General features: G+C 73.0%; 26 protein-coding genes. 11 read left to right on the forward strand and 15 right to left on the reverse strand.

Annotation, left to right across the window (positions count from 1 at the left end; translation table 11 throughout):
* Window positions 1–29 precede the first annotated feature (29 nt).
* Window positions 30–1,079, reverse strand: coding sequence for a Zn-dependent alcohol dehydrogenase (locus ACZ60W_RS29145; RefSeq protein WP_469758368.1), 1,050 nt, complete (start codon window positions 1,077–1,079; stop codon window positions 30–32).
* The gene (locus ACZ60W_RS29150; RefSeq protein WP_469758369.1) at window positions 1,076–2,008 is read right to left on the reverse strand and encodes an SDR family NAD(P)-dependent oxidoreductase; all 933 of its coding nucleotides are present in this window, start codon (window positions 2,006–2,008) and stop codon (window positions 1,076–1,078) included. The genes ACZ60W_RS29145 and ACZ60W_RS29150 overlap by 4 nt, the downstream gene beginning before the upstream one ends.
* A 101-nt stretch (window positions 2,009–2,109) precedes the next feature.
* On the opposite strand from ACZ60W_RS29150, the gene ACZ60W_RS29155 reads away from it, so the two are divergent.
* Window positions 2,110–3,036 carry a cyclase family protein gene (locus ACZ60W_RS29155; RefSeq protein WP_469758370.1) on the forward strand — a complete coding sequence of 309 codons (927 nt, stop codon included), beginning with the start codon at window positions 2,110–2,112 and terminating at the stop codon, window positions 3,034–3,036.
* A 171-nt stretch (window positions 3,037–3,207) separates the two neighbouring features.
* Here ACZ60W_RS29155 and ACZ60W_RS29160 read toward each other — a convergent pair whose 3' ends face one another.
* From ACZ60W_RS29160 to ACZ60W_RS29175, 4 genes are all read right to left on the reverse strand, one after another.
* On the reverse strand, window positions 3,208–3,651 hold the full coding sequence (locus ACZ60W_RS29160) for an ATP-binding protein (protein WP_469758371.1): 444 nt from the start codon (window positions 3,649–3,651) through the stop codon (window positions 3,208–3,210).
* A 355-nt stretch (window positions 3,652–4,006) separates the two neighbouring features.
* Complete coding sequence (locus ACZ60W_RS29165; protein WP_469758372.1) at window positions 4,007–4,885, reverse strand: acyl-CoA dehydrogenase family protein; 879 nt, start codon at window positions 4,883–4,885, stop codon at window positions 4,007–4,009.
* 6 nt (window positions 4,886–4,891) lie between these two features.
* Window positions 4,892–6,028, reverse strand: a complete 1,137-nt coding sequence (locus ACZ60W_RS29170) for an acyl-CoA dehydrogenase (protein WP_469758373.1) — start codon at window positions 6,026–6,028, stop codon at window positions 4,892–4,894.
* Entirely contained in the window at window positions 6,028–7,230 is a 1,203-nt protein-coding gene (locus tag ACZ60W_RS29175) for an amidohydrolase family protein (RefSeq protein ID WP_469758374.1), read from the reverse strand. Before ACZ60W_RS29175 ends, ACZ60W_RS29170 begins: the two co-directional genes overlap by 1 nt.
* A 134-nt stretch (window positions 7,231–7,364) precedes the next feature.
* On the opposite strand from ACZ60W_RS29175, the gene ACZ60W_RS29180 reads away from it, so the two are divergent.
* Window positions 7,365–8,876, forward strand: a complete 1,512-nt coding sequence (locus ACZ60W_RS29180; protein WP_469758375.1) for a class I adenylate-forming enzyme family protein — start codon at window positions 7,365–7,367, stop codon at window positions 8,874–8,876.
* Here the strand turns inward: ACZ60W_RS29180 and ACZ60W_RS29185 are convergent.
* Entirely contained in the window at window positions 8,845–9,225 is a 381-nt protein-coding gene (locus ACZ60W_RS29185) for an STAS domain-containing protein (RefSeq protein ID WP_469758376.1), read from the reverse strand. The genes ACZ60W_RS29180 and ACZ60W_RS29185 overlap by 32 nt on opposite strands.
* Before the next feature lie 181 nt (window positions 9,226–9,406).
* Between ACZ60W_RS29185 and ACZ60W_RS29190 the strand changes: the two genes are divergently transcribed.
* A complete protein-coding gene (locus ACZ60W_RS29190) occupies window positions 9,407–9,988 on the forward strand; it encodes a sigma-70 family RNA polymerase sigma factor (RefSeq protein ID WP_469758377.1) in 582 nt (193 codons plus the stop codon).
* A complete protein-coding gene (locus ACZ60W_RS29195) occupies window positions 9,985–11,298 on the forward strand; it encodes a maleylpyruvate isomerase N-terminal domain-containing protein (protein WP_469758378.1) in 1,314 nt (437 codons plus the stop codon). The genes ACZ60W_RS29190 and ACZ60W_RS29195 overlap by 4 nt, the downstream gene beginning before the upstream one ends.
* 77 nt (window positions 11,299–11,375) lie before the next feature.
* Here the strand turns inward: ACZ60W_RS29195 and purU are convergent, their stop codons facing one another.
* Window positions 11,376–12,227, reverse strand: a complete 852-nt coding sequence (gene purU, locus ACZ60W_RS29200) for a formyltetrahydrofolate deformylase (RefSeq protein ID WP_469758379.1) — start codon at window positions 12,225–12,227, stop codon at window positions 11,376–11,378.
* A gap of 127 nt (window positions 12,228–12,354) precedes the next feature.
* A complete protein-coding gene (locus tag ACZ60W_RS29205; RefSeq protein WP_393640118.1) occupies window positions 12,355–12,798 on the reverse strand; it encodes an SCO4402 family protein in 444 nt (147 codons plus the stop codon).
* Between the two features lie 203 nt (window positions 12,799–13,001).
* On the opposite strand from ACZ60W_RS29205, the gene ACZ60W_RS29210 reads away from it, so the two are divergent.
* The gene (locus ACZ60W_RS29210; protein ID WP_469758380.1) at window positions 13,002–14,303 is read left to right on the forward strand and encodes an ABC transporter substrate-binding protein; all 1,302 of its coding nucleotides are present in this window, start codon (window positions 13,002–13,004) and stop codon (window positions 14,301–14,303) included.
* An 8-nt stretch (window positions 14,304–14,311) separates the two neighbouring features.
* Here ACZ60W_RS29210 and ACZ60W_RS29215 read toward each other — a convergent pair whose 3' ends face one another.
* Window positions 14,312–15,760 (reverse strand): hypothetical protein, encoded by a 1,449-nt coding sequence (locus tag ACZ60W_RS29215; protein WP_469758381.1) that lies wholly within the window; start codon window positions 15,758–15,760, stop codon window positions 14,312–14,314.
* A 134-nt stretch (window positions 15,761–15,894) separates the two neighbouring features.
* Window positions 15,895–17,277 carry a transcriptional regulator gene (locus ACZ60W_RS29220; protein ID WP_469758382.1) on the reverse strand — a complete coding sequence of 461 codons (1,383 nt, stop codon included), beginning with the start codon at window positions 17,275–17,277 and terminating at the stop codon, window positions 15,895–15,897.
* Window positions 17,278–17,553: 276 nt separating this feature from the next.
* Between ACZ60W_RS29220 and ACZ60W_RS29225 the strand changes: the two genes are divergently transcribed.
* From ACZ60W_RS29225 to ACZ60W_RS29240, 4 genes are all read left to right on the forward strand, one after another.
* Window positions 17,554–18,219: a bifunctional DNA primase/polymerase gene (locus ACZ60W_RS29225; protein WP_469758383.1), complete on the forward strand. Its 666-nt coding sequence runs from the start codon at window positions 17,554–17,556 to the stop codon at window positions 18,217–18,219.
* Window positions 18,220–18,293: 74 nt separating this feature from the next.
* Complete coding sequence (locus ACZ60W_RS29230; protein ID WP_469758384.1) at window positions 18,294–19,184, forward strand: ABC transporter ATP-binding protein; 891 nt, start codon at window positions 18,294–18,296, stop codon at window positions 19,182–19,184.
* Window positions 19,181–20,830 (forward strand): transporter, encoded by a 1,650-nt coding sequence (locus ACZ60W_RS29235; RefSeq protein WP_469758385.1) that lies wholly within the window; start codon window positions 19,181–19,183, stop codon window positions 20,828–20,830. The genes ACZ60W_RS29230 and ACZ60W_RS29235 overlap by 4 nt, the downstream gene beginning before the upstream one ends.
* Window positions 20,831–21,111: 281 nt before the next feature.
* Window positions 21,112–21,666, forward strand: a complete 555-nt coding sequence (locus ACZ60W_RS29240; protein WP_469758386.1) for a GNAT family N-acetyltransferase — start codon at window positions 21,112–21,114, stop codon at window positions 21,664–21,666.
* 37 nt (window positions 21,667–21,703) lie between these two features.
* Here the strand turns inward: ACZ60W_RS29240 and ACZ60W_RS29245 are convergent, their stop codons facing one another.
* From ACZ60W_RS29245 to ACZ60W_RS29260, 4 genes are all read right to left on the reverse strand, one after another.
* Complete coding sequence (locus tag ACZ60W_RS29245) at window positions 21,704–22,243, reverse strand: GNAT family N-acetyltransferase (RefSeq protein ID WP_469758387.1); 540 nt, start codon at window positions 22,241–22,243, stop codon at window positions 21,704–21,706.
* 79 nt (window positions 22,244–22,322) lie between these two features.
* Complete coding sequence (locus ACZ60W_RS29250) at window positions 22,323–22,895, reverse strand: dihydrofolate reductase family protein (protein WP_469758388.1); 573 nt, start codon at window positions 22,893–22,895, stop codon at window positions 22,323–22,325.
* A gap of 170 nt (window positions 22,896–23,065) precedes the next feature.
* Window positions 23,066–24,061: a hypothetical protein gene (locus ACZ60W_RS29255; protein WP_469758389.1), complete on the reverse strand. Its 996-nt coding sequence runs from the start codon at window positions 24,059–24,061 to the stop codon at window positions 23,066–23,068.
* A 158-nt stretch (window positions 24,062–24,219) separates the two neighbouring features.
* The gene (locus ACZ60W_RS29260) at window positions 24,220–24,633 is read right to left on the reverse strand and encodes a hypothetical protein (protein WP_469758390.1); all 414 of its coding nucleotides are present in this window, start codon (window positions 24,631–24,633) and stop codon (window positions 24,220–24,222) included.
* Window positions 24,634–24,714: 81 nt separating this feature from the next.
* Between ACZ60W_RS29260 and ACZ60W_RS29265 the strand changes: the two genes are divergently transcribed.
* Window positions 24,715–25,530: a helix-turn-helix domain-containing protein gene (locus ACZ60W_RS29265; protein WP_469758391.1), complete on the forward strand. Its 816-nt coding sequence runs from the start codon at window positions 24,715–24,717 to the stop codon at window positions 25,528–25,530.
* Entirely contained in the window at window positions 25,527–25,760 is a 234-nt protein-coding gene (locus ACZ60W_RS29270) for a DUF397 domain-containing protein (protein WP_469758392.1), read from the forward strand. Before ACZ60W_RS29265 ends, ACZ60W_RS29270 begins: the two co-directional genes overlap by 4 nt.
* Window positions 25,761–25,774 lie beyond the last annotated feature (14 nt).

Genomic DNA, 25,774 nt, shown 5'->3' on the forward strand with positions numbered 1-25,774 from the left:
GCCGCCGGCGCCCGCTCCGCCGGGGGGGCTCAGAAGGTGAGGACCCCGCGGGCGACCCTGCCCCGTTCGGCGTCCTCGGCGGCCCGGGCGAACTCCTCGACGGGGTAGGTCCGGGTGACGAGTTCGTCGAGGAGGAGGGTGCCCGACCGGTACAGCTCGGCGTAGAGGGCGATGTCCTTCTGCGGCCGGGAGGAGCCGTAGCGGCAGCCCAGGACGGACTTGTCGAGGAACATGGCGGCCGGGAGGAAGGTCGCCTCGGCCCGGGGCGCGGTCATGCCGAGGAGGACGGCCTGGCCGTGCCGGTCGAGGAGGTCGATGGCGGTGCGGACGAGACCGGTGTGGCCGACGCACTCGAAGACGTGGTCGGCGCCGGTGGGCAGGATCGCGCGCACGTCGTCGGTGGAGGTGAGGAAGTGGGTCGCGCCGAAGCGGCGGGCGGCCTCCTCCTTGCCGGGGTTGGTGTCGACGGCGACGACGGTGAGCGCGCCGGCGATGCGGGCGCCCTGGAGGACGTTGAGCCCGATCCCGCCGGTGCCGATGACGACGACCGAATCGCCGCGGTCGACCCTGGCCCGGTTGAGCACCGCGCCGACGCCGGTGAGGACGCCGCAGCCCATGAGGGCGGCGGAGGTGAGCGGGATGTCCTGCGGGATCCTCACGGCCTGGACCGCCTTGACGACGGTCCGTTCGGCGAAGGAGGAGTTGGAGGCGAACTGGTAGAGCGGCCGTCCGTCGCGGGAGAACGGCTGTCCGGGCCGCCCGATCGCCTTGCGGCACATGGTCGGCCGGCCGCGGTCGCAGTCGGGGCAGGCCCCGCAGTTCGCGAGGGTGGACAGGGCGACGTGGTCGCCGGGGACGACGTGCACGACGCCCGGGCCGACGGCCTCGACGACGCCGGCGCCCTCGTGGCCGAGGACGACGGGCGGCGGGAAGGGGATGGTGCCGTCGACGACGGACAGGTCGCTGTGGCAGAGCCCGGCGGCGGCGACGGCCACGAGCACCTCGCCGGGTCCGGGGTCGCGCACCTCCAGGTCGTCGACGACCCGGACCTCCTTGCCGTCGAACACGACGCCCCTCATGCCGACTCTCCCCGGGTGGCGTTGGGGCGGTCCCCGGCGGCCGCGGCGCGGGCCATCTCCTCCAGCCGCGCCAGCATGGGCATGGGGTCGGTGCCGACGGTCCCGGGGAGGAAGTCGGCGATCCGCTCGGGGGTCCAGGCGGCGCCCTCGGCGTACCCGGCGCGCAGTTCGCGGGGCTGGGCCCAGACGGCGATCTTGGGGCCGGCGATCGTGTAGACCTGGCCGGTGATCTTCTCGGCGCGGGCCCGCTCGGAGAGCAGGTAGACGACGAGGGCGGCGACGTCCTCGGGCTCGCCGATCTCCTTGAGCTCCATGGGGACGTTGGCGGACATCCGGGTGCGGGCGACCGGCGCGACGGCGTTCGCGGTGACGCCGTACTTGTGGAGTCCCAGCGCGGCGGAACGGACCAGCGAGATGATCCCGCCCTTGGCGGCGGAGTAGTTGGCCTGGGCGACGGAGCCCTGGTGGTTGCCGCTGGTGAAGCCGATGAGGGTGCCGGAGCCCTGCCGGCGCATGACGGCCGAGGCCGCCCGGAAGACGGTGAAGGTGCCCTTGAGGTGGGTGGCGACGACGGGGTCCCACTCCTCCTCGGACATGTTGAAGAGCATCCGCTCGCGCAGGATGCCGGCGACGCAGACCACCCCGTCGACGCGGCCGTACTCGGCGAGGGCGACGTCGACGATCCGCTGTCCGCCCGCCATGGTGGAGATGTCGTCGGCGACGGCGACGGCCGAGCCGCCCGCCGCCTCGATCTCCTTCACCACGGCGAGGGCGACCTCGGAGGCCGGTTCGCCGCCCTCGATGGACACCCCGTAGTCGTTGACGACGACCTTCGCGCCCTCCGCCGCGCACGCGAGGGCGACGGCGCGGCCGATGCCCCGCCCCGCGCCCGTCACGGCCACGACCTTGCCAGCCAAGAAGTTCCCCACGCCCGGCCCCTTCCCGCACTTTCTGACGGTCCGTTAGATTTGTTCGTCGTCAGGATTCTACGGTCCGTCAGATACCGGAAAACAAGACCCCGGAGGCCCCGATGTCTCTCCCCGCCGCATTTCACGAGATCGCCAAGCGCGTCAACAACTGGGGCCGCTGGGGCCGGGACGACGAGATCGGCACCCTGAACCTCGTCACGGACGAGGTGGTGCGCGCGGCCGTCGCCACCGTCCGCACCGGCCGGCGCGTCCCCCTCGCCGTCGACCTGAAGCAGGACGGCGTGCAGACCGGCATGATCCCCGGCCGGGTGAACCCGCTCCACGTCATGGTCCAGGTCAACCAGGAGCTGTTCGGCCCCGGCACGGTCGCCACCAGCGACGACGCCGTGACCCTGGGCCTCCAGGCCGGCACCCACTGGGACGCCCTGACCCACGCCTCCCACTCGGGCCGCATCTACAACGGCCGCCCCGCCGCCACCGTCACCGCGCACGGCCGCTCCGAGTTCAGCGGCATCCACACCGCCCGCCATGTCGTCAGCCGCGGCGTCCTCCTGGACGTCGCCGCCGCGAAGGGCCTGGACCGGCTGCCCGGCGACCACGCGGTCACCCCCGAGGACCTCGACGAGGCCGCCGACTTCGGCGGGGTCACGGTCGGGCCCGGCGACGTGGTGCTCGTGCGGACGGGCCAGATCCGGGCGTACCTGGCGGGGGACAAGCACGGGTACGCCTTCCCGTCACCGGGGCTGTCGGTCCGCACCCCGGAGTGGTTCCACGCCCGTGACGTGGCGGCCGTCGCGAACGACACGCTGACCTTCGAGATCTTCCCGCCGGAGATCGAGGACCTGTGGCTGCCCGTGCACGCCCTCGACCTGGTCGAGATGGGGATGCTCCAGGGGCAGAACTGGAATCTGGAGGAACTGTCCACAGCCTGTGCACAAGAGCGGCGCTACGCGTTCCTGCTCTCCGCCATGCCGGAACCCTTCGTCGGTGGCACGGGCACACCGGTGGCACCGGTCGCGGTCCTCTGAGACGAGGGCGCACGGGAGGAAGGTCGACGGGCGGCGGCGCGCTCGCGCGCGCCCCGAGCACGGCACGGCCGCCGCCACCCGGCCACGACCCGCACACGCCGAGGGCACACGGCCCTCGGCTCCCCTCGCCACGAATCGCTCACACCAGAGTGGGCAAAACGCCACGAACCGTCAACAGTGCACCCGTCCGTGCGACACGACGGCCGGCACGTGCACAGGGGCCCCGGCGACCCGGTCCACCTCGCACCAGATGCTCTTCCCGGCCCCTTCGGGCTGCCAGCCCCACCGGTCCGCGAGGCCGTCGACCAGTTCCAGGCCGCGCCCGTTGGTGTCGTCGCCCTGCGCGTGCCGGGGCCGCGGCGGGCGGTCGCTCGTGTCGGCGACCTCGACCCGCACCCCGCCCTCCGCCACGAACAGCATCCGCAGCACGGCCGGGCACCCCGTGTGCACCACGGCGTTGGTCACGAGCTCCGAGATGAGCAGCACCAGCGTGTCCGCCAGCGGCTCGTCCTCGCCTATACCCGATCCGGCGAGCCGCGAGCGCGCCCACTTCCGGGCCCGCCCCACTTCGGCCGGGTCGGGCCCGACCTCCAACTGCACCTGAAGCACCTGCACCGCTCACACCATCCGAACCGGCGGACAACACACCTTCACGGAACGTGATTTCCTTGTGGGACAGCATGGTTGACGTACAGTCACCGCAACAAGCGCTTCGGGCATATTCCAGCGCGAAGGAGTACGCGTGGTCCATACTGTGCGACGCACGCTGCGGGTAGTCGAACGCCGGGTGCGAGCGCCGGGCATTCCCGGACACGGGGCCGCCCCAGGGGCGACACCGGGACGATCCGGGCCGACGAGCACTCGCATCCCACGGAGCGTACCGGAGGCGGAGGCCGACTCCGGGCCGTGACGGCCCCGCCGAAGGACACAACCAGGTATCGACATTCCGTCACTCGGACATGACGCAGCGCTACAGACTCGCCGCCACCGCCTCCTCCGCCCGGCCGGCCGTCATCCCCAGCCGCGCCCGCACCCACGCCCGCTTCAGGTGCAGATGGACGTCGGCCTCCCAGGTGAAGCCCATCCCGCCGTGCACCTGGAGACAGTCCCGCGCGTTGCCGACGGCGGCCTCGTCGGCCAGCAGCTTGGCCCCCGCGATCTCGACGGGATCGGCCGTGACGGAGGCGGCCCGGACGGCCGCCCGCGCCAGCTCCGCCCTCACCAGCATCCCCGCGCAGAGGTGCTTGACGGCCTGGAAGCCCCCGATCACCTGCCCGAACTGCTCCCGCTCCCGCGCGTACGCGACGGCCGCCTCCGTGGTCCGCTCGGCGCTCCCGACCTGCTCGGCGGCGTAGAGCAGCGCCTCCTCGGCCCCTGCCGCGGCGCACCGGCCGCCGGCGACGGGACGGGCGGGCAGTTTGTGCAGCGGCGTCAGCGGATCCACCGACCGCAGGGGCACGGCCCCCTCCACGTCCCCGGCCACCACGTCCGCCGCGTCCAGCCAGGGCACGAGCCCCTCCGAGGCGGCCGTCACCACGACGGACCCGTCCGCCGCGCCGGGCACGGTCCCGGCCGCGAGGTGCGTCGCCACCAGCGGCCCCGGCAGCAGCGCCCTGCCGGCCTCCTCGAAGAGGAGCACCGCCTCGGGGAGGCCGAGGCCCACGCCCCCCTCGTCCTCCGGCAGCCGCAGGGCGAAGAAGCCGGCGTCGCCGAGCTCCCGCCACAGGCGGCGGTCGAGCGCGGGCGCGTCCACGGCGGCCCGCAGCGCCGCGCGGTCGAAGCGGCGCGCGAGCAGCTCCCGCACGCCCCGGCGCAGCGCCCGCTGGTCGTCGGTGAGTCGGAAGTCCACGGCGGGTCACCGGCCCTTCGGCAGGCCGAGGATGCGCTCGGCGACGATGTTGCGCTGGATCTGGGAGGTGCCGGCGGCGATCGTGTACGAGAGCGAGGACAGGCGGTCGAGGGTCCAGTCGCGGCCGAGGTCGAGCGCGTCGGGGCCGAGGACGGCGGCGGCGGCCTCGTACAGCTCCTGGCGGGCGTGGGAGTAGTGGAGCTTGAAGACGGAGCCGCCGGTGCCGGGGACGCCGCCGGTGGCCTGGGCCTCGCTGACGTTGGCCTGGGTGAGCCGCCACAGCGCCTGGAACTCGGCGGCGAGCCTGCCGAGGCGGCGGCGCAGGGCGGAGTCGTCCCAGGTGCCGTTCTTGCGCGCGGCGGCGGCGAGTTCGCCCAGGAGCCGGCGGCAGGCGACGACCTCGCCGACGAAGGCGGTGCCGCGCTCGAAGGAGAGGGTCACCATGGTCACCCGCCAGCCGTCGTTCTCCTCGCCGACCCGGTTCTCCACCGGGACGCGCACCTCGTCGAGGAAGACCTCGGCGAACTCGGCGGAGCCGGCGAGGGTGCGCAGCGGCCGTACGGTGATGCCGGGCGCGTCCATGGGCAGGGCGAGCCAGGTGATGCCGCGGTGGCGGGAGGGGGCGTCGGGGTCGGTGCGGACGAGGAGTTCGCACCAGTCGGCGACCTCGGCGTGGGAGGTCCAGATCTTCTGTCCGGTGACGACGTACGCGTCCCCGTCCCGGACCGCCCGGGTGCGCAGGGAGGCGAGGTCGGAGCCGGCTCCGGGTTCGGAGAAGCCCTGGCACCAGACCTCGTCGCCACGGAGGATCGGCGGCAGCCAGCGCGCGCGCTGTGCCTCGGTGCCCTCGGCGGCGACGGTCGGCCCGGCGTGGAGGAGGCCGACGAAGTTGGCGCCGACGTAGGGCGCGCCGGCGCGCTCGGTCTCCTCCAGGAACACGAGCCGCTGGGTGGGCGAGGCGTCCCAGTGGACGTCGGCGTATCCGGCGTCGTACAGCCTGCGCTGCCAGCCGCAGTCGTAGGCGCGCCGGCCCGGCCAGTCGAGCGGGTCGGGCCGGGGCGGGAGGGTGGGCAGGGTGGCGGCGAGCCACCGCCGCAGCCGGGCGCGGAACTCCTCCTCCTCTTCGGTGCAGGTGAGGTCCATCAGGCGGGGCCGCGGTCGAGGTCGAGGCCGAGCATGCGGATGGCGTTGCCGCGCATGAGCTTGTAGACGGTCTCGTCGTCGAGGCCCCGGACGTGGTCGAGGGCGACGTCCTTGGTGTGCGGGAAGGTCGAGTCGACGTGCGGGTAGTCGGTCTCGAAGGTGGCGTTGTCGCAGCCGACGACGTCGAGCGAGGCGATGCCGTGCTTGTCGCGGAAGAAGCAGCAGAAGATCTGGCGGTAGTAGTACGTGGACGGGGGTTCGGGGATCAGGTCGCGGACGCCGCCCCAGGCGCGGTGTTCCCGCCAGACGTCGTCGGCGCGTTCCAGGGCGTAGGGGATCCAGCCCATCTGGCCCTCGCTGTAGGCGAGCGTGAGGCGGGGGAAGCGCACGAGGACGCCGCTGAAGAGGAAGTCCATCATCGAGGCCATGGCGTTGTTGAAGCTGAGGCTGGCCTGGACGGCGGGCGGGGCGTCGGGGGAGGCGGCGGGCATCTGGCTGCTGGAGCCGATGTGCATGTTGACGACCGTGCCGGTCTCCTGGCAGACGGCGAAGAAGGGGTCCCAGTAGCCGGAGTGGATCGAGGGGAGTCCGAGGTGGGTGGGGATCTCGGAGAAGGTGACGGCCCTGACGCCCCGGGCGGCGTTGCGGCGGATCTCGGCGACCGCGAGGCCGATGTCCCACAGGGGGATGATGCAGAGCGGGATGAGGCGGCCGCCGCTGTCCCCGCACCACTCCTCGACCATCCAGTCGTTGTAGGCGCGGACGCAGGCGAGGGCGACCTCCTTGTCGTGGGCCTCGGCGAAGGTCTGGCCGCAGAAGCGGGGGAAGGTCGGGAAGCAGAGGGACGCCTCGACGTGGTTGAGGTCCATGTCCTTCAGGCGGGCGGCGGGGTCCCAGCAGCCGCGGCGCATCTCCTCCCGGGTGATGCCCTCCAGGGTCATGTCGTCGCGGTCGAAGCCGACGGCGGCGATGTTGCGCTTGTACGGGAACTGGAGGTCCTCGTAGATCCACCAGTCGGTGGGCGGGCCGTCGGGGTCCATCGTGATCCGGTACTTGCCGGCGACGTAGGCGAGCTCGCCGATGCCGGCGGTGAGGGGCCGGGGGCCGCGGTCGCGGTACTTCTTCGGGAGCCAGGTGTCGAAGAGGTGGGCCGGTTCGATCACGTGGTCGTCGACGCTGATGATGCGGGGCAGTTCCGTCATGGAGCCCTCTCCCATTTCTGATGGACCGTCAGATCCGATGGAGCCAGGCTAGCCCCGCACCCCTGGACCGACAAGCGCCGGACCTCTACGCTCACCGCACCATCTGACGGAACGTCAGCCAGGAGGAGTACGGGATGAACGAGACCGCACACGCCCTCAGCGACTCCCGCACGCTCTGGGAGCTCGTCGAACGCCGCGCCGGGCTCACCCCCGACCGGCCCGTCCTGCTCCAGGGTGACCGCGTCCTGACCTTCGGGGGACTGCGCGAGCACGCCGAGCGGTGCGCCGCCGGGCTGTACGCGCGGGGCGTGCGCCCCGGCACGGTCGTCGCCTGGCAGCTGCCCACCCGCATCGAGACGGCCGTCCTCTCCTTCGCGCTCGCCCGTCTCGGCGCCGTCCAGACCCCGGTGATCCCCTTCTACCGGGACAAGGAGGTCGGCTTCGCCCTGCGCGCCTCGCGGGCCGAGTTCTTCGCCGTCCCCGGGACCTGGCGTGGATTCGACCATGCCGCGATGGCCCGGCGGCTCGGCGCACCCCACGTCCTGGAGGCGTACGACGACCTGCCGGACGGCGACCCCGCCGTCCTGCCCCCGCCGCCCGCCTCCGGCACCGACGTCCGCTGGATCTACTGGACCTCCGGCACCACCTCCGACCCCAAGGGCGTCCTGCACACCGACCGCTCGCTCCTCGCCGGCGGCTCCTGCCTCGCCCACGCGCTGCGGCTCACCGACGCGGACGTCGGCTCGATGGCCTTCCCCTACGCCCACATCGCCGGCCCCGACTACACCGTGATGCTGCTGCTGTACGGGTTCCCGGCCGTGATGTTCGAACAGTTCGCGCTGCCCGACGCCCTGGACGAGTACAACCGGCACGGCGTCACGGTGGCCGGCGGCTCCACCGCCTTCTACTCCCTCTTCCTCGCCGAGCAGCGCAGACGGCCCGACAAGCCCGTCATCCCCACCCTGCGGCTCCTCGCCGGCGGCGGCGCGCCCAAGCCGCCGGAGATCTACCACGCCGTCCGCCGGGAGCTGGGCTGCCAGCTCACCCACGGATACGGCATGACCGAGGTCCCCATGATCACCATGGGCGACCCCGACGACACCGCCGAGAACCTCGCCGGCACCGAGGGCCGCCCGCCCGCGGGCATGGAGATACGCATCACCGACGGCGGCGAGGTGCGCCTGCGCGGCGAGGCCGTCTGCCGCGGCTACCTGGACCCGGAGCAGACCGCCGCCGCCTTCGACGACGAGGGCTTCCTGATCACCGGCGACGTCGGGCACCTCACCCCGACCGGCCACCTCGTGCTCACCGGTCGGATCAAGGACATCATCATCCGGAAGGGAGAGAACATCTCGGCCAAGGAGGTCGAGGACCTCCTCCACCGCCATCCGGACGTCGGCGACGCCGCCGTGATCGGCCTCCCCGACGCCGAACGCGGCGAACGCGTCTGCGCCGTCGTCGAACAGCCCCCGGGCGCCGGCCCGCTCACCCTCCCCGCCGTCACGGCCTTCCTGCGGGAGGCGGGCCTCTCCGTGCACAAACTGCCCGAGCAGCTGGAGGTGGTGGAGGCCCTTCCCCGCAACGAGACCCTGCGCAAGGTCCTCAAGTACCGGCTCAGGGAGCGGTTCGGGTCCGCTCCCCGCTGAGCGCCTCGTCCACGTCCCCGTACACCTCGAACAGGCGCCGGACGCCCAGCGCGGACAGCACCCGGTCGACGTGGGTCTCCCCGCCCCCGTCCGGCTCGCCGGGCAGGATCAGCCGCAGGCGGCCCCCGCAGGAGCGCAGCAGCCGGCGGGCGGCGATCAGCACGCCCACCCCGCTGGAGTCGCAGAACCGCACACCCGACAGGTCGACCACCAGGTCGTGGCGGCCGACCGCGACGGCGTCGTGGACGCCGCGGCGTATCCGGGGAGAGGTGACCAGGTCCAGTTCCCCCCGGATCCGCAGAACGGTCCAGGAGCCGTACTCGTCCTCGTCCACCTCGATCGCTGTCACGGCACGGCGCCTCCCCCCTGGGGCCGCGCCGAAACCAGCTTCGTCGGGGATGACGCGTTCCTTACCATCCGGTAGCTCGTCAAGAGCGCACTTGCGGCAAACAGGCGTGCGCCGTCGGCACGGCGCACTACTTTGGAGAGGAAGGCGAAGGGACCGGGCACCAGGAGGGGCGGAAGGTCGGATGGCGATGGACACACCACCGCGCTGGGACCGCAAGATGCAGCAGCGACTCGCCCGCGGCGAGGCCGCCGCCCTCGGCGAGCTCTACGACCGGTTCGCCTCCCTGGTGCACAGCCTCGCCCACCGCGTCCTCGACGACGACGACGCGGCCGACCAGGTCACCCGCGAGGTCTTCGGCTACATCTGGGAGAACCCCGACGCCTACGACCCCAAGCAGGGCAACATGCGCTCCTGGGTCGCCCGGCTCACCCAGCGCCAGGCCGTCCACCGGCTGCGGCAGGCCGAGGCGACGGCCTACGCGGAGACCGGACTCGGCTCCGCCGAGGAGCTGGAACAGAAGGTCCGCCGCGCCAACGTCGCCGCCCGCGCCGACTACATCGTCACCTCCATGCCCGCCCCGCTGCGCGCCGCCCTCGAACTCGCCTACTTCCAGCGGCGCGACTACCGGCAGACCGCCGCCGACCTCGGCGTCACCGACGACGAGGCCCGCCGGCGCCTCCGGCTCGGCCTCCAGCTGCTCTCCACCGCCCACACCCGTCCCCTCGGCGGCTCCTCGCCGCCCGGATACGGACCGGCGCTGTGAGCGGGGCGGACGACGAAGCCGACGACGTCGCACGCGCCCCCTGGATACCCGGGCCGCGCGAGGCCGCCGACGACCACGCCGACCTCTCGGCCGCCGGCCCGCCGTGGACCGACGACCCCCGGACCGACGCCGCCCGGACCGACGGCCACTGGACCGACGGCCTCCGGGACGGCGGCCTCCGGGACGGCGGCGACGAACCCGACGTCCCCGAACTCAGCCACGCCGTGCTCAAGTCCCTCCTCGGGGCCTGGGCGCTCTCCGCGTGCTCCGGCGGCGAGACGAGGGCCGTCGAGGACCACCTCACCGCCTGCGCGCCCTGCGCCGACGAGGCGCTGCGGCTGCGCGACGCCGTCGCCCTCCTCCACGAGGACCGCGACCTCGACCTCGACCCGCTGCTGCGCTCCCGCGTCCTGGAGAACTGCCTCGGCCGCCGCCCCGCGCGCATCCCCGTCCCCGACTGGGTCACGCCCTACGACGCCGAGACCGCCCGGCTCGACGCGCTCCTGCGCGACATCGGCGAATCCGAATGGCACGCGCCCGTACGGCTCAAGTGGTACGAGGAGGACCGGGTCGTCCGCCGCAAGGCCACCGTCGCCGGGGTCATCGGCCACCTCCTCGCCGTCGACGGCCTCGTCTCCGCCGCGCTCGGCCTGGACGACCCGCTCGGCGCCGGCGTGCCCGAACTCTCCCCCGCCGAACGGACCGAGGCCTTCTGGTCCGGCCTCGACCGGCCGCCCAACCGCGCCCTGCGCGGGCCCTGGCGCGCCCAGAGCCACACCCTCATCCGCACCGTCTCCTTCGCCGGGCGCGGCGTCGCCGACCTCACCGTCACCTACAAGGACTTCGCCCTGCCGCTGAGGGACTCGCTCCTGGAGCGGGCCTTCGAGTGCTGGGTCCACGCCGACGACATCGCCACCGCGGTCGCCTACCCCTACGCCCCGCCCTCCGGCGCCCACCTCCACGGCATGATCGACCTCGCCGCCCGGCTGCTGCCCGCCGCGCTCGCCGGCCGCCGCCGCACCGGTCTCGCCTCGCCCGCCCGCGGGCTCGTCGCCGCGGGTGCGCCCGGCCGCTCCCTCCACCTGGAGGTCGAGGGCGCCGGCGGCGGCCACTGGTACATCGCCCTCGACTCCCCCGCCGCCGTCGGCTCCCCCGAACAGTCCGTCGCCCAGGTCGCCATGGACGGCGTCGAGTTCTGCCAGCTCGTCGCGGGCCACATCTCCCCCGAGGAGGCCGCGGCCGGGCAGGACGGGGACCGTGAGGCCATCCGCGACGTCCTCTCGGCCGCCGCCTCCCTCAGCCGCCTCTGACTCCACCGTGCCCACGCGGGTCCGCGGCCGCACGAGGGCGGGGGTACAGGGACCCGGCGGGGCCCCGTACGAGGGGGTCAGGCGAAGACGACCGTGCGGCGGCCGTTGAGGAGGATGCGGCGTTCGGCGTGCCATTTGACGGCCCGCGCGAGCGCCTGGCACTCGACGTCCCGTCCGATCGCGACGAGCTGGTCGGGCGTGACCTCGTGGCCGACGCGCTCGACCTCCTGCTCGATGATCGGGCCTTCGTCGAGGTCGGCGGTGACGTAGTGCGCGGTGGCGCCGATGAGCTTGACGCCGCGGGTGTGGGCCTGGTGGTACGGCTTGGCGCCCTTGAAGCTGGGGAGGAAGGAGTGGTGGATGTTGATGATCCGGCCGGACAGCTGCTTGCAGAGGTCGTCGGAGAGGACCTGCATGTAGCGGGCGAGGACGACGAGCTCGACGTTCTGCTCGCGGACCAGTTCGAGGAGTTCGGCCTCGGCGTCGGCCTTGGTGTCCTTGGTGACGGGGATGTGCCGGAAGGGCAGCCCGTAGGAGCCGACGAGTTCGGCGAAGTCGGTGTGGTTGGAGACGACGGCGACGATCTCGACGGGCAGGGCGCCGATCCGGGAGCGGAACAGCAGGTCGTTCAGGCAGTGCCCGAACTTGGAGACCATGAGGACGACCCGCATGCGCTGGTCGGCGCGGTTGATCTGCCAGTCCATCCCGTAGGAGTCGCCGACCGCGGCGAAGCTCGCCCGCAGCTTGTCCACGTTCACCGGCGCCTCGGCGGAGAAGTGGACCCGCATGAAGAAGAGACCGGTGTCGCGGTCTCCGAACTGCTGGCTGTCCTCGATGTTGCAGCCGGTGATGAAGAGGTAGCTCGACACGGCGTGCACGATGCCCTGCTTGTCGGGGCACGAGAGGGTGAGGACGTACTGGTCGGTCATGTCGGTCAGCCTGCCACACCCGGGTGTGGCGGGTGAGCCCCTGTCCGTCAGGCGGAACGGTCGGGGGCCTGTTCGCGAGCGCCTCGCGGGCGGGGCGCGAGGGGGCCGCGAGCGGGGTGGCAGCGGGTCAGGAGCGGGTCATGATCCGGAGGACGTCGAGGGGGCGCGGAGGGGTGTCGGGGTCTTCGCCGTCGGCCTGTGCCATCCGTACGTGGGCCTCGCGGGCGGCGCGGACGGCTTCGGGCCACCCGTGGTGCTGGAGGTAGGCGGAGACGGGGGCGTCGGGTCCGACCTGGTGCATGATCCGCAGGACGCGGAGGACGGCGACGTCGACGAGGGCGGCCTCGCCGGTGTCGCGGAAGATCGCGCCGACGTACTTCTCGGCGGACCAGTTGTCGAGCCAGGTGTCCTCGACCAGGCGGTAGACGGCGTCGGTGACGTCGCCGTACCCGTCCAGGCCGGCCAGCCAGGTCGTCTCGTGGAACCCGGGGTCGGAGAGCATGTGCAGCGCCGAGCGCACGTTGATGCGCCAGCGCCACCACGGCATGTCGTTGAGCGGCATGTCGCCCATGGTGGAGGAGCGACGGCCGCGACGGGAAGAGTTCACCGAACCGGAGACTGGACTGGACACGTTTCGATCGTACGTTCCCTTGCGGAATAAGCGGACTCACCCCCTCCTCATGCGGCCCTGGCTCCCGTAATTCACCTTCACGTCACCCACCGTTGAACCGTGCTCACTCCCGCGTTACCCATGAGGCGGAAATGTGCATGCCCATGACCGGTAGGCGACTGACCTCACTCCTCGCGTACGTCACGACCGCGGCGACCGGAGCGTCGCTGCTCACCGGGTGCGGCGCGCTGCCCGGGAGCACGGGGGGCTCCCGGGAGCCCGTCACCGTGATGACCTGGGCGCCCGACCAGACCCGAGCGACCAACATGCCCGGAATGCCCGCCATGGCGCAGACCTACGCACGGTGGGTGAACGCACAGGGCGGCATCGACGGCCACGAACTGCGCGTCCTCACCTGCAACGAACAGAACACCTCCGCGGGCGCCTCCGACTGCGCCCGGCGGGCCGTCCGCGAGAACGCGGTCGCGGTCGTCGGCTCCTACAGCCAGAACGGGCGCGCCTTCATGGCCCCGCTGGAGGCCGCGGGCATCCCCTACATCGGCGGCTACGGGATCTCGGAGGACGAGTTCACCAGCCCGCTCTCCTACCCCGTGAACGGCGGGCAGGCCTCCCTCATCGCCGGCCACGGCATGCAGCTCGCCGCGTCCTGCCGGAAGGTCTCCCTCGTCCGCCCCGACACGATCGCCGGCGACAAGCTGCCCGGGCTCCTCAACTCGGGGCTGCGCAAGGCGAGTCACCGCAGCGCCACCGACATCCCGGCCCTGGAGGACGCGGCCGAGTACTCCCGTCAGGCCGACCGGGCCCGCGACCAGGCGGGCCGCGAGGACGGCTGCGTCACCGCGGTGCTCGGCGAGCGCACCCAGACCTTCTTCGACTCCTTCCGCCGGCTCCCGGAGAGCGACGGCGGCAAGGGCGAGGGCGACGGGGCGAAGGGCGGCGGGGAGGGCAGGGAGGACGGCGTCCGGATCTCCTCGGTCCTCGGCAGCGTCGGCCAGCCCGTGATCGACCGCACCGGCGGCGCCCACAGCCCCTTCGAGGGCGCGTACGTCACCGGCTGGTACCCGGAGGCGGACGACAAGAGCTGGGCGCCGATGCGCAAGGTCATCCAGGAGCACGCGTTCGCCGACAACCGGGTCGACCCGGCCGACGCGGGCGTGCAGACCACGTGGATCGCCTACACGGTGCTGCGCGAGGTCGTCGAGTCGCTCGACAAGGACCGGGTCACCGCCGCGCAGATATCCCACGCCCTCGACCGCGGCGCCCGCATCGACACGGGCGGTCTCACGCCCGTCCTGCGCTGGAAGTACGAGGACCTGCTCGGCGCCCCGGGCTTCCCCCGGATCGTCAACCACGAGGTGACGTTCCAGGTCGTCCGTCAGGGCCGGCTCGTCGCGCAGAAGCCCGGCTTCGTCGACGTCGGCGAAACCGTCCTCAGCGCCCCCTAGGGCCTGGCTCAGAGCTGGGTGTAGGTCCGCTTCTCCAGTCCGTACTTGTCGGCGGTCGGGTTCCACAGCCCGGCCGCCTTCTTCTTGGCGTTGGTGGCCTCGCCGCTCTTGGCGTTCGCCTCGGCGAGCTGGCTGGTCGAGCGGGCCTTGCCGCCCTTGCACGCCTTCTTCGCCTTCATCTGGTCGGCCCAGGCCGCGTAGTGGTCGTCGGCGGACGCCGATGCCTGCCAGGCCTTGGTGAGCGCCGCCGTCAGCGCGGCGTTGTCCGGGATCTTGTCGACGGACAGCGACTGGAGCCGCGTCACCAGACCGCGGCGCTGCTCGGCGGCGCCGCGCAGGTCGGTGGCCGCCTTGTCGAGGTTCTTGCACTGCTTGATCGACTCGACCGAGCTGATCACGGTGTCGCGGCTGCTGCTGCTGGTCGCGAGCAGCTTGCTCAGCTCCTGGGCCTGCGGCTCGGCCGGGTCGGCGGGCTTCTCGGCCGGGGTCTCGCCGGCCGAGGGGGCGGCGGAGCTGGCCGCCACGTTCTGGCCGCCCTTCACGGGGTCCTTGTCCTCGTCGCCGCCGCTGAGCAGGGCTCCGGCGCCGAGGCCGACGACCGCGCAGCCGACGACGACGGCGGCGATCAGCGCGACCGGCGACTTGCGGCGCGGGGCGGGCTCGTCGTCCTCGTAGTAGGCGTCCTGGTAGGCGTACGGCCCGCCGGGCGCCTGGCCCCCCGGGCCTCCGGGCTGCTGCTGCGGGGCCGGGTAGCCCTGCTGCGGGTGCTGCTGCTGGTAGGCGGGAGGGGCGGGCTGCTGCGGGTAGCCCTGGGTGGCCTGGGGGCGCGGCGGCTGCGGCGCCTCGGTGCGGAAGAGGCTGTCGAACTCCGCCGGGGGCTGCCGCTCGCCGGGCTCCTGCGCGGGTACGGGGGCGATGTACTGGGTGGCGTCGGACGCGCCGGGGACGCCGGCGCCCGGCCCCTGCGGCGGCAGCGAGCCGGTGCCGAGGAACGGGGTCGCCTGCCCGCCGCCCTGCTGCTGCGGCGGGACGGGGGCGATGAACTGCGTGGCCTGGAGGTCCCCGGCGGCCTGCGCGGCCGGCGGCGGGTAGCCGTATCCGGGCTGCACCGGCGGCATCCCGCCCGGGACGGGCGCGATGTGCTGGGTCGCCTGAAGGTCGGCGGCCGGTCCGGGCTGCGGGTAGCCGTATCCGGGCTGCGGCGGCGCCTGGTGCGGGTAGCCGGGCGCGGCCTGCTGCGGCGGGACGGGCGGCAGGTACTGCGTCGACTGCATGTCGGCGCCGCCCGGCGGTGCCTCCGGGGGCAGGGGCTGCGCGGGCGGCAGGGGCTGCCCGCCCGGCGCGGCGCCGGCGGGACCCCAGCCGCCGTCCCACGGCTGTGCTCCCCCGTGGGCACCGTCGTGCGCGGGGGGCACCGCCGGGTACTGCGGCTCCGGACCCTGTCCGTTCTGCGTCACCGGGACTCCTACCGATAAACCTATGGAATCGTCGGCTCACGCTACCGGGTGCGCCCGGGGCTCCGCACACACGTGTGAGCCCGGTTACACAACCTTCTCGTCCGGCGGCCCGTCCCGCCGCCGGACGACACCCCTCATGCCGCGGCGAGGTCCATGCGCGCGCCGAACTCCCGCACCACCGGCTCGGCCGCGTACGGCTCCAGGCGTTCCCTCAGGTCCTCCAGGTACTCGGCGCTCCGTGACGACCGCAGGGTGCCCAGCAGTTCGAGCGCCTCCGTCCCCGTCCGGCACGCCTGTTCCACCTCGCGCTGCTGGACCCGCGCCGACGCGAGCAGGGCGAGCCCGATCGCGCGCCGGCGCACGCGGGTCGCCGGATGGCCGGCGACCGACGCCTCCGCCGCCCGCGCCGCGGCGTCCGCCTGCCCCAGGTCGCGGTGGCAGTGGGCCAGTTCGTCCGCGAGGTAGGCGTGGTCGAAGTGGGCGATCCACACCGGGTCGTCGCCCGCCTCGGGGTCGGCCTGCTCCAGGGCCTGCGCGGCGCGGCCCGCCGCCGACTCGAAGGCCACGGCGTCGCCGAGCAGCGCGTGCCCGCGGGCCTCGGCCGCGAGGAACATCGCCTCCGCCCGCGGCGGCACCTTCCCGCGCGCGCCCTCCTGCGCGGCCCGGGCCAACTGGGTGATCTCGCGCGGGTTCCCGAGCTGTGCGGCGAGGTGGCTCATGGACGCGGCGAGCACGTAGCCGCCGTACCCGCGGTCGCCGGCCGCCTGCGCGAGCCGCAGCGCCTGGACGTAGTACCGCTGCGCCAGCCCGGGTTCACCGGTGTCCACGGCCATGTACCCGGCGAGTTCGGTGAGTCGGGCGACCGCCCCGAAGAGCTGCCGGCCCACCGCCTCGCGGTACGAGCCGGACAGCATCCCCGACACCACGCTGTCGAGGTAGTGGACCACCACGGGGCGCACGTGTCCGCTGCCGAACCGCCGGTCGAGGTCGACGAGGGCGCTCGTCATCTCCCGGACCGCCGCCACGTCCGCGACCCCCACCCGCGCGCCCGCGAGCCGGGCCACGTGCGGGTCCGGGACGGTGATCAGCCAGTCCCGGCTGGGCTCGACCAGCGCCGAGGCGGCCACGGCGGACCCGGAGAGGAAGTCCCGGCGCCCGACGTCGCTGCGCCACAGCTCGCAGACCTGCTCGATCGCCGCGGGCACGGTGGGCGCGAACTGGAGGCCCACGCCGGCCGCGAGGTTGCGGCCGTTGGCCATGCCGACCTCGTCGATGGTGACCGTGCGGCCCAGCTTGCGGCCCAGCGCCTCCGCGATGATCCCGGGCGCCCGGCCGCGCGGCTGCTGCCCGCGCAGCCAGCGGGCGACCGACGTCTTGTCGTACCGGAGGTCGAGGCCGCGCTCCGCGCCGACCATGTTCACCCTGCGGGCGAGTCCGGCGTTGGAACAGGCCGCCTCCTGGATGAGCGACTGGAGCCGTTCGTTGAGCTGACGCGGAACGAGTGGCCTGGCTGCCATGAGTACCCCCTGAGGCCGTGCGGTGATCACGAGAGGAGTGATCACTGCCCGGTGGATATCCGGTCAATGCCGATGTGAACACGCGAAACCGGACACGCCGGCCACGAACCCTCCGACGCCCCCACCACTCCGTACCCACCCCCGCTCCCCACACCTCCACGCGCCCCCGCACGTGCACCCATGCGCCCCACATGCAGGATCGATGCGTCAACACGCCCGGCACCACGCCCGTAACCCCAGGTGACCGGGGAAGTTGTGCTCATCGTGGAAGAGACCATGGGAGTCACGGACGCCGCACAGATCCCCCAGCAGCGCGGCGAGCAACTGCTGGACAGCGCCGTGCGGTACGCGGAAGAGCGGCACTGGGACGTGTTCCCCGGAACCTGGCTCGAGGCCGTCGAGGGCAGGGAACGCTGCTCCTGCGGCGCGGAGGCGTGCGCCGTCCCCGGCGCCCACGCGGTCAGGCCCGACTGGTCGACCCAGGCCACCGGGAGCGGGGTCGGCGCGCGCCGCATGTGGTCCAAGACGCCGAAGGCGTCCATCCTGCTGCCGACCGGCCGCACCTTCGACGCCATCGAGGTCCCCGAGTCCGCCGGCTTCCTCGCGCTCGCCCGCATGGAGCGGATGGAGCTGACGCTCGGCCCCGTGACCTGCACCCCCGACCGCCGGATGTACTTCTTCGTGCTGCCCGGCGCCGCCGCCAAGGTGCCCGACCTCGTCCGCAAGCTCGGCTGGGCGCCCGCCTCGATCGACCTCGTGACGCGCGGCGAGGGCCACTACGTCGCCGCGCCGCCGACCCGCGTCGGGGGTTTCGGCGCCGTCCAGTGGGCCCGCCGCCCCACCCCCGCGAACCGCTGGCTGCCGGACGCCGAGGAGCTGATCAGCGCCCTCGCGTACGCGTGTGGCCGGGAAGCGGCGGAGGCCCGCGACCGCCGGGCGTGAACCCGGGAGGCGCCATGGCCTCACCCGTATGGTGGTGCCCGTACACACGGGGACCATCGAAGGGTTGACCGACCATGCCTGACCAGGCATCTGACGGAGCGTTCGACAAGGCGGGCACCGCACCGGGGGACGGTGCGGTGCCCGCGGTGCGTGTCGAGGGGCTGTGGAAGCGATTCGGCCGGCAGATCGCGGTGAACGGGATCGATCTCGTCCTGCCGGCCGGCCGGTTCATCGGACTCGTCGGGCCCAACGGCGCCGGCAAGACCACCACCCTCTCCATGATCACCGGACTGCTGCGGCCGGACCACGGGCGGGTGCTCGTCGCCGGGCACGACGTGTGGGCCGACCCGGAGTCGGTCGCGCAGGTCAAGGCCCGCATCGGCGTCCTGCCGGAGGGACTGCGCCTCTTCGAGCGCCTCTCCGGCCGCGAGCTCCTCGCCTACAGCGGGCGGCTGCGCGGGCTGCCGGGCGCCGAGGTCGACAAGCGCGCCGCACAGCTCCTCGACGTCCTCGACCTCACCGGCTCGCAGAACAAGCTGGTCGTCGACTACTCGACCGGCATGCGGAAGAAGATCGGCCTGGCCGCCGCCCTCCTCCACAACCCCGAGGTCCTCTTCCTCGACGAGCCCTTCGAGGGCGTCGACCCGGTCTCCGCCCAGACCATCCGCGGCGTCCTGGAGCGGTACACCGCCTCCGGCGCGACCGTCGTCTTCTCCAGCCACGTCATGGAGCTCGTCGAGTCGCTCTGCGACTGGGTCGCCGTGATGGCCGGCGGCCAGATCCGCGCCCAGGGCCCGCTGGCCGAGGTCCGCGGCTCGGCGCCCTCCCTCCAGGCCGCGTTCCTGGAGCTGGTCGGTGCGAACGGCCGCGAGGCGGCCGGCGACTCCCTCGACTGGCTGGGCGGCGGGGCCGTCCCCGGCGCCGGTGCGACGGGCGGGGCGGGCTCGGGCGGTACGCAGCGATGACCGCCGCCACCACCGCCACCGGCGGCTCCCCCGCCCTGCCCGACGCGCCCGCCGCCGTGCCGTCGCTGACGTCGGTCTTCGTCCGGCTCAAGCTGTCGCTGCTGCGCAACGGGCTGCGGCAGTCCGGCGGGCGGACCGCCGCGTACATCGTCTCCGTCGTCTTCGGCGCCGTCTTCGCGGCGGGCCTCGTCCTCGGCTTCGTCCTGCTGCGCGGCCACGCCGACGCGCCCACCGTCGCCATCCTCCTCATGGGCGTCCTCGCGCTGTCCTGGGCGGTGATGCCGCTGTTCATCCCCAGCGGCGACGAGACCCTCGACCCGTCACGGCTCGTGATGCTGCCGCTGATGCCCCGGCCGCTGATCCGGGCGCTGCTCGTGGCCTCCCTCGTCGGCGTGGGCCCCGTCCTCACCCTCGTCCTCGCCCTGGGCGCGGCCCTGTCCCTGGCGCACGGGGCCGCGGCCGTCGCCGTCGCCGTCGTCGCCGTGCCGCTCACCGCCGTCACGTGCGTGGCGCTGTCGCGGGCCGTCGCCGCCGCCAACGTCCGGCTCCTCACCTCCCGCAAGGGCCGCGACCTGGCGCTCCTGAGCGGTCTGGTCATCGCCGTCGGCATGCAGTTCGTGAACTTCGGCGCCCAGCGCCTGGGCCAGGCCGGCGGGCTGGAGTCCCTCGAACCGGCCACGGCCGTCGTCGGCTGGCTCCCGCCCGCGGCCGCGCTCGGCGCGGTCGACTCCGCGAGCCGCGGCGACCACGCCGTCGCCGCCGCGCGCCTGCTGCTGACGGCAGCCGCCCTGGTGGCGCTCCTCGCCTGGTGGCAGCGGAGCCTGGTGCGGCTGATGGTCGAGCCCGACGGCTCCACGATCGGCGCCGCCCCCGACTCCCGCGAGAAGTCCGGCACGGGACGGCTCGGCCGTCTGCTGCCGGCCGGGCGCACCGGCACCGTGATGGAGCGCACCCTGCGGTACGTGTGGCGCGACCCGAAGACGAAGGCGGCGTGGGTGACCTCGCTCGCCATCGGCCTGATCGTCCCGATGTTCAACGCCCTCCAGGGCCAGGGCTCGATCTACTTCGCCTGCTTCGCCTCCGGCATGCTCGGCATGCTCATGTACAACCAGTTCGGCCAGGACAGCTCGGCGTTCTGGATGGTCGCCCAGACCATCTCGACGCCCGCCGACGCCTACGCCGAACTCCGGGCGCGCGCCCTCGCGCTGCTCACCGTCACGCTGCCGTACACGGTGCTCGTCACCGCGGCCACGGCCGCCGTCCTCGGCGACTGGTCCGGGTTCCCCGAGGCCCTCGGCCTCGCGCTCGGCCTCCTCGGCGCGATGGTCGGCACGGGCGCCGTGACCACGGCGAGCTTCCCGTACTCGATCCCCCAGGACAGCGGCTACAAGAACGTGGTGCCCGGCCAGGGCGGTCTGGCCTGGATCTCGATCATGGGCGGCATGTTCGCGGCCGCGCTGCTCTGCTCCCCGCTCATCGGCGCCACGATCTACCTGCACGTCTCCGACGGGCACTCCCTGCTCTGGCTCCTGCTCCCCGCCGGCGCCCTCTACGGCGCCCTCCTCCTGAACGCGGGCCTCAGGCTCGCCGCACCCCGCACCGCCCGCCGCCTCCCGGAGATCCTCGCGGCGGTCAGCAAGGGCTGAACCGTTCCGCCGCACACCCCGACGGCCCGCACGCCCGCCCGACGAGCGGGTCGTCGGCGGGGTCAGCGCACCCGGAGACGAGCGCGGCGAGGGCGAGCGCGAGGAGGGCGCCGGCGGCGGGACGGGAGGAGAGGCGAGGCGGCATGCGTCCCCTCGTCGGTCACGGGCCCGAACCGTCGTGCGCACGGCGGGAGTCGTGACCGATCCACGGCCTCGCGCACCGGGGCCGGGCCGCGGGAATTGCCTTGCGGGGCCCGATCGCCCCGTACGATCCTCGCCCCATGACCGTCACCCAGCCGCGCCCCCTGATCGACGTCGACGCCGGTCTCGTCCTCCGTGCCCTCGACGCCGAGGCGGACCTCGCCGAGTACGTCCGGGTGATCGAGGAGTCGCTGGACCATCTGCGGCCCTGGATGCCGTGGGCCGCCGAGCACAGCCTGCAGCGGGCGACCGCCTTCCTGCGCTGCCGGGCCGAACGCTGGGAGCGGGGGACGGAGTTCACGTACGCGGTCGTCCTCGACGGGGCGATCGTCGGCTCCACCGGGCTGCACCGGTACGAGGACTCCCCGCCCGGCACCCTGGAGATCGGCTACTGGCTGCATCCGGCGGCCACCGGACGCGGGATCGCGACCCGGGCGGCCCGCGCCCTCACCGAGGAGGCGTTCCGGCTGCCCGGCGTCGACCGGGTCGAGATCGTCCACGACGCCGCCAACCACGCGAGCGGCGCCGTCCCCGCCCGGCTCGGCTTCACCCACACCCTGCGGCCCGCCCATCCCACCGCGCCGCGGGCCCCGGCGGAGACCGGAGAGGACCGGGTCTGGCACCTCACGCGATAGCCGCGCGGCCGGAGGGCCGCCGGCCCTCCCCGGCGCATCAGGCGCGCGCGGACTTCCACTCCTCGGCCAGCAGACCGAGCAGCACCTCGTCGAGGAACTCGCCCAGCACCCATGCCGAGGAGCGCAGCACGCCCTCGCGCACGAAGCCGTTCCGCTCGGCGGAGCGCAGCATCCCCGCGTTGTCGGCGAGCGTCTCGATCTGCAGCCGGTGCAGCCCGCGGACGACGAAGCCGTAGTGGCACAGCACCGCCACCACGTCCGTGCCGTAGCCCCGGCCGCGCGCGGCCGGCAGCAATCCCAGCCCGATGTGCGCGGCCCTGCTGTGGGTGTCGATCCCCCACAGCGTCGCCGTACCGATCAGGGTCCCGCCCTCCAGCTCCACCACGGAGAAGGGGACGTGCTGCTCGCGGGTGTCGTCGACCACGAGCCGGGGGTCCTTCGCCCCGGGCGAGATCGGCCGCCAGGGCCCGCTCTCCGCCCGCGACCCGTTCACCACGTCGTCGTAGAGCTCGGTCCGCAGGATCGGGATGTCGTCGTCGTGGCGGGCCCTCAGCCCGACCTTGCTGCCCCTCAACATGTGCGTCTTCCTATCGGAAGCGATCGGCGGACGACAAACCAATTCCTCCTCACGGACGCTCACATGGGGCGGTCCCCGGCTAGCGGACGACGTCGAAGACGTTCTTCTGGACGCCGTTCGCGTACGCCTCGTGCTCGACCAGCTTCAGCTTCTGCGCGTCCTTGTCGGTGGCGCTGAAGAGGCGCTTGCCGGCGCCGAGGAGGAGGGGGAAGACCAGCAGGTGGTAGCGGTCGATCAGGCCGGCGTCGGACAGGGCGTGGTTCAGGGCGGCGCTGCCGTGGACGATGATCGGGCCGCCCTCGGTCTCCTTGAGGGCGGCGACCTCGTCGAGGTTGCGCAGGATCGTCGTCTCGCCCCAGTTCGACACCAGGTCGCCGTCGGTGAGCGTCGTGGAGACGACGTACTTCGGCATGACCTTGTAGTCGGCGAACTCCTCCATGTCCGGCCACACGGGGCTGAACGCCTCGTAGCTGGTCCGGCCCAGCAGCAGCGCCGCCGCCTCCTTCTGCTCCCGCCCCTTGATCTCGAACGCCTCCGGGAGGAACTCGACCTCCTTGAACGTCCATCCCGAGTTGCGGTAGCCGGGCTCCCCGCCCGGGCCCTCCACGACGCCGTCGAGGGAGATGAAGGCGGTGCTGATGAGAGTGCGCATCTGGGGTTCCTCTGTGTCTCGGGTCGTCCGGTCTCGGTGGCTCGATGGTGCCCGCCCGCCGCTCCCGAGCGGCCGCCGCGCACCTTCCGAGAACTATGACCGGCGCCTTCCGGAAAACTCATCGCTCTTCGGAAACTTGCTCCACGCGAGTCCCACGGGACGGGGCCGGCTCACGGCGACGGCGCGGCGGCGGCCTGTTCCACGAGGGTCCGCCAGGGGGCCCGTGGCGCCCGTTCGCCCGGGTGGATCCCGTGGGCCCGGCGCGCCAGTTCCGTGCGGCAGGAACCGCACCGCGTCTCGTCGCCGACCGGACGGAAGACGTGCTCCTCGCCCAGGCCGTCACAGGTCACCAGGGCGGCGGGCGGGACCACCGGACGCCCCGGGTCCCACACCGGGGACGAGGCCGCCGACGGGCCGGGCGGTACGGCCGCCGGTGCCGGGAGCTTCTCGGTCAGCCGGTGGCGCAGGAAGCCGACGGCCGACCGGATCCCGTCGCGCGGCAGGTGCGCCGTCAGCGCGTGCCGCAGATCCGCCGCCGAGACCCCCCGCCTCAGCCACTCCGCCGCCATCTCGGCCAGCCCCCGGGCCTCCCGGACACCGAGCAGCAGATCGCGGCTCTGATGCCGCAGCGAGAGCAGGAGACGCTCGGCCTGAGCGACTTCCGGGGCCTGAGCCGCAACGGGCTCCGGGTCCTGGTCCGGGTCCGGCGCCTTGTCCCTTGCTGCGTCCGGGTCCGGGTCCCGCACGGGTTCCGGCTCCGGCTCCGGCTGGTCTTCGGTGGGTGGGTGGGGAGAAGTCTTCTCCCGGTCTTTGTCTACCGGTGTACAGGAACCGACTTGCCGGGACTTCGGAAAACCGACCGTCGGTTCCCCGTGAGCCGGAGACCCGGTCGCGGACCCCGACCTGACCGCGTCCGCCTCTTCACGCGTCAGGGTGACCGTGGAGAGCAACTGCGAGGTCGCCCAGTACCCGCGCCGGTTCTGCGACTTCCACTCGTGGAGGAACCCGCACTCGGCCAGCCCCTGCCGCGCCCGGTTGTACGCCCGCGGCTTCATGCCCAGGTCGGCCGCGTGCTCGCCGAGGGGCTTGTCGCTCTCGGACTCGGGGAGGCCCTGGACGTAGATGAGGAGGAGCTTCGCGTCGCTGTTCAGACGCGGATGACGCACGACACCGTTCGAGACCTTGGTGAAACAGCGAACGGGAGCGATAGCATGCCGAAGCATTTCTGGTGGACTCCTAAGCTTCCACTGGCGGTGAAGGCCCTCGGATGGTGTTGCCGCACCCCCGGGGGCCGCTCCAATTTTCACGGAGCGTGATGATGCGCTCACCGTAGCGCACACTTCACGGTGCGATGCAACAACCCTCCTTCCACGAACGGATCTTCGAGCGTCGGCCGCGACCTCCAGTCCAGCGGCCAGGTCGTCCCCCGCAGCGCCGGAATCCCGACGTACGACTCGCTCCGCCCGCCACCACCGCTCAACGCCCGCACCGGACCCGGCCATTCGTACTCCCCCGCCGTCCTGGGCGGCAGCAGGAAGTACAGGTTCTTCTCCCCCGTCGCCTCCCGGACGATCGGGCCCGCCTGGAAGTCCGTGAACGACATCAGGCGGTAGGCCACGTCCTCGCCCAGGAACCCCCCGATCCGTACCGCGTCGAAGTGGATCCCCGCGTGACGCAGCGCGTGCCCGGTCTCGGGCACCCAAGCGGGCTTGATGTCAAGCGACTTGCGCAGATTCATGCGGCCAGCCTGCTGTGCGTGGTTGCCTGTGACCAGGGCCGCAGTCCGGTTGTGCAGGACTGTGCACTCGGGAGGTCGGGTGTGAACAACGAGAAGAAGAGCCCCGGCGCCGCCAAGGCGTTCGGCGCGCTGCTCCGCTTCCATCGCGAGCGGGCGGGCGTCTCACAGGAGGCGCTGGGCCGGGAGACCGGCTATTCCAAGTCCCAGGTCGCCATGATCGAACGGGGAGAGCGGAGAGCCAGGGGGCGGTTCGTCGAACTCTCGGACGAGATGCTGGGTGCACAAGGTGCACTGCTGAAGGTGGCGAACGAGGTCACGGCGAGTGGCGTCGCCGCGTGGTTCGAGGACTATCTGAAGGAGGAGGCGAGGGCCGCCGGCATCCACAAGTACGAGATCCAGCTGATCCCCGGGCTGCTCCAGACCGCGGAATACGCGCGGGCCGTCTTCCACTGCGCCGTACCGGCGCTGGAGGACGAGGACATAGAGGCGGGTGTCCTCGCGCGCGTGAAGCGGCAGGAGCTGTTCTTCCGCAAGCCCCCGCCGCTCGTGACCTTCGTCCTGGAGAAGGCCGCGCTCACCAAGCCCATCGGCGGACCGGACGTCCTGCGGAAGAACCTGCTCCATGTGCGGGAGTGCGCCGAGCTGCGGAACGTGACCATCCAGGTCATGCCGGAGGACCGGTGGACCCACGCCGGCCTCGACGGTTCGTTCACCCTCCTGGAGACCGAGGAACGCCGGAGCCAAATCGTCTTTATCGAGGGACAGAGCGGCAGGTACTTTCTCAGCGAACAACCGGACGTGGGAGACGTCGCCGCCCGCTACAGCGCCCTGCGCGCACAGGCCCTCTCCCCCGAGGACTCCGCACGACTCATCGAACAGGTGGCACGAGAGCTATGAGCACCGACCTCAACTGGTTCAAGAGCAGCTACAGCGGCCCCCAAGGCGGCGACTGCATCGAGGTCGCCGTCACCTGGATCAAGTCCTCCTACAGCAGCGAGCAAGGCGGCAACTGCGTCGAGGTCGCCACCTCCCCCGCCGCCGTTCTGGTCCGCGACTCCAAGGACACCTCGCTCCCCGCGTTCGAGGTCTCGCCCGCCGCCTGGGGCGCGTTCGTGTCCACGGTGTGAGGACGCCGAGGGCC

It is taken from the genome of Streptomyces sp. NPDC104202, from assembly GCF_055584185.1.

Coding starts and splice junctions, on each gene's coding strand:
- purU (WP_469758379.1), bottom strand. CDS start 12,227: ATGACCGACCAGTACGTCCTCACCCTCTCGTGCCCCGACAAGCAGGGC.
- ACZ60W_RS29245 (WP_469758387.1), bottom strand. CDS start 22,243: ATGTTGAGGGGCAGCAAGGTCGGGCTGAGGGCCCGCCACGACGACGAC.
- ACZ60W_RS29235 (WP_469758385.1), top strand. CDS start 19,181: ATGACCGCCGCCACCACCGCCACCGGCGGCTCCCCCGCCCTGCCCGAC.
- ACZ60W_RS29180 (WP_469758375.1), top strand. CDS start 7,365: ATGAACGAGACCGCACACGCCCTCAGCGACTCCCGCACGCTCTGGGAG.
- ACZ60W_RS29190 (WP_469758377.1), top strand. CDS start 9,407: ATGGCGATGGACACACCACCGCGCTGGGACCGCAAGATGCAGCAGCGA.
- ACZ60W_RS29260 (WP_469758390.1), bottom strand. CDS start 24,633: ATGAATCTGCGCAAGTCGCTTGACATCAAGCCCGCTTGGGTGCCCGAG.
- ACZ60W_RS29220 (WP_469758382.1), bottom strand. CDS start 17,277: ATGGCAGCCAGGCCACTCGTTCCGCGTCAGCTCAACGAACGGCTCCAG.
- ACZ60W_RS29155 (WP_469758370.1), top strand. CDS start 2,110: ATGTCTCTCCCCGCCGCATTTCACGAGATCGCCAAGCGCGTCAACAAC.
- ACZ60W_RS29175 (WP_469758374.1), bottom strand. CDS start 7,230: ATGACGGAACTGCCCCGCATCATCAGCGTCGACGACCACGTGATCGAA.
- ACZ60W_RS29170 (WP_469758373.1), bottom strand. CDS start 6,028: ATGGACCTCACCTGCACCGAAGAGGAGGAGGAGTTCCGCGCCCGGCTG.
- ACZ60W_RS29240 (WP_469758386.1), top strand. CDS start 21,112: ATGACCGTCACCCAGCCGCGCCCCCTGATCGACGTCGACGCCGGTCTC.
- ACZ60W_RS29205 (WP_393640118.1), bottom strand. CDS start 12,798: ATGGGCGACATGCCGCTCAACGACATGCCGTGGTGGCGCTGGCGCATC.
- ACZ60W_RS29145 (WP_469758368.1), bottom strand. CDS start 1,079: ATGAGGGGCGTCGTGTTCGACGGCAAGGAGGTCCGGGTCGTCGACGAC.
- ACZ60W_RS29225 (WP_469758383.1), top strand. CDS start 17,554: ATGGGAGTCACGGACGCCGCACAGATCCCCCAGCAGCGCGGCGAGCAA.
- ACZ60W_RS29250 (WP_469758388.1), bottom strand. CDS start 22,895: ATGCGCACTCTCATCAGCACCGCCTTCATCTCCCTCGACGGCGTCGTG.
- ACZ60W_RS29210 (WP_469758380.1), top strand. CDS start 13,002: ATGACCGGTAGGCGACTGACCTCACTCCTCGCGTACGTCACGACCGCG.
- ACZ60W_RS29270 (WP_469758392.1), top strand. CDS start 25,527: ATGAGCACCGACCTCAACTGGTTCAAGAGCAGCTACAGCGGCCCCCAA.
- ACZ60W_RS29230 (WP_469758384.1), top strand. CDS start 18,294: ATGCCTGACCAGGCATCTGACGGAGCGTTCGACAAGGCGGGCACCGCA.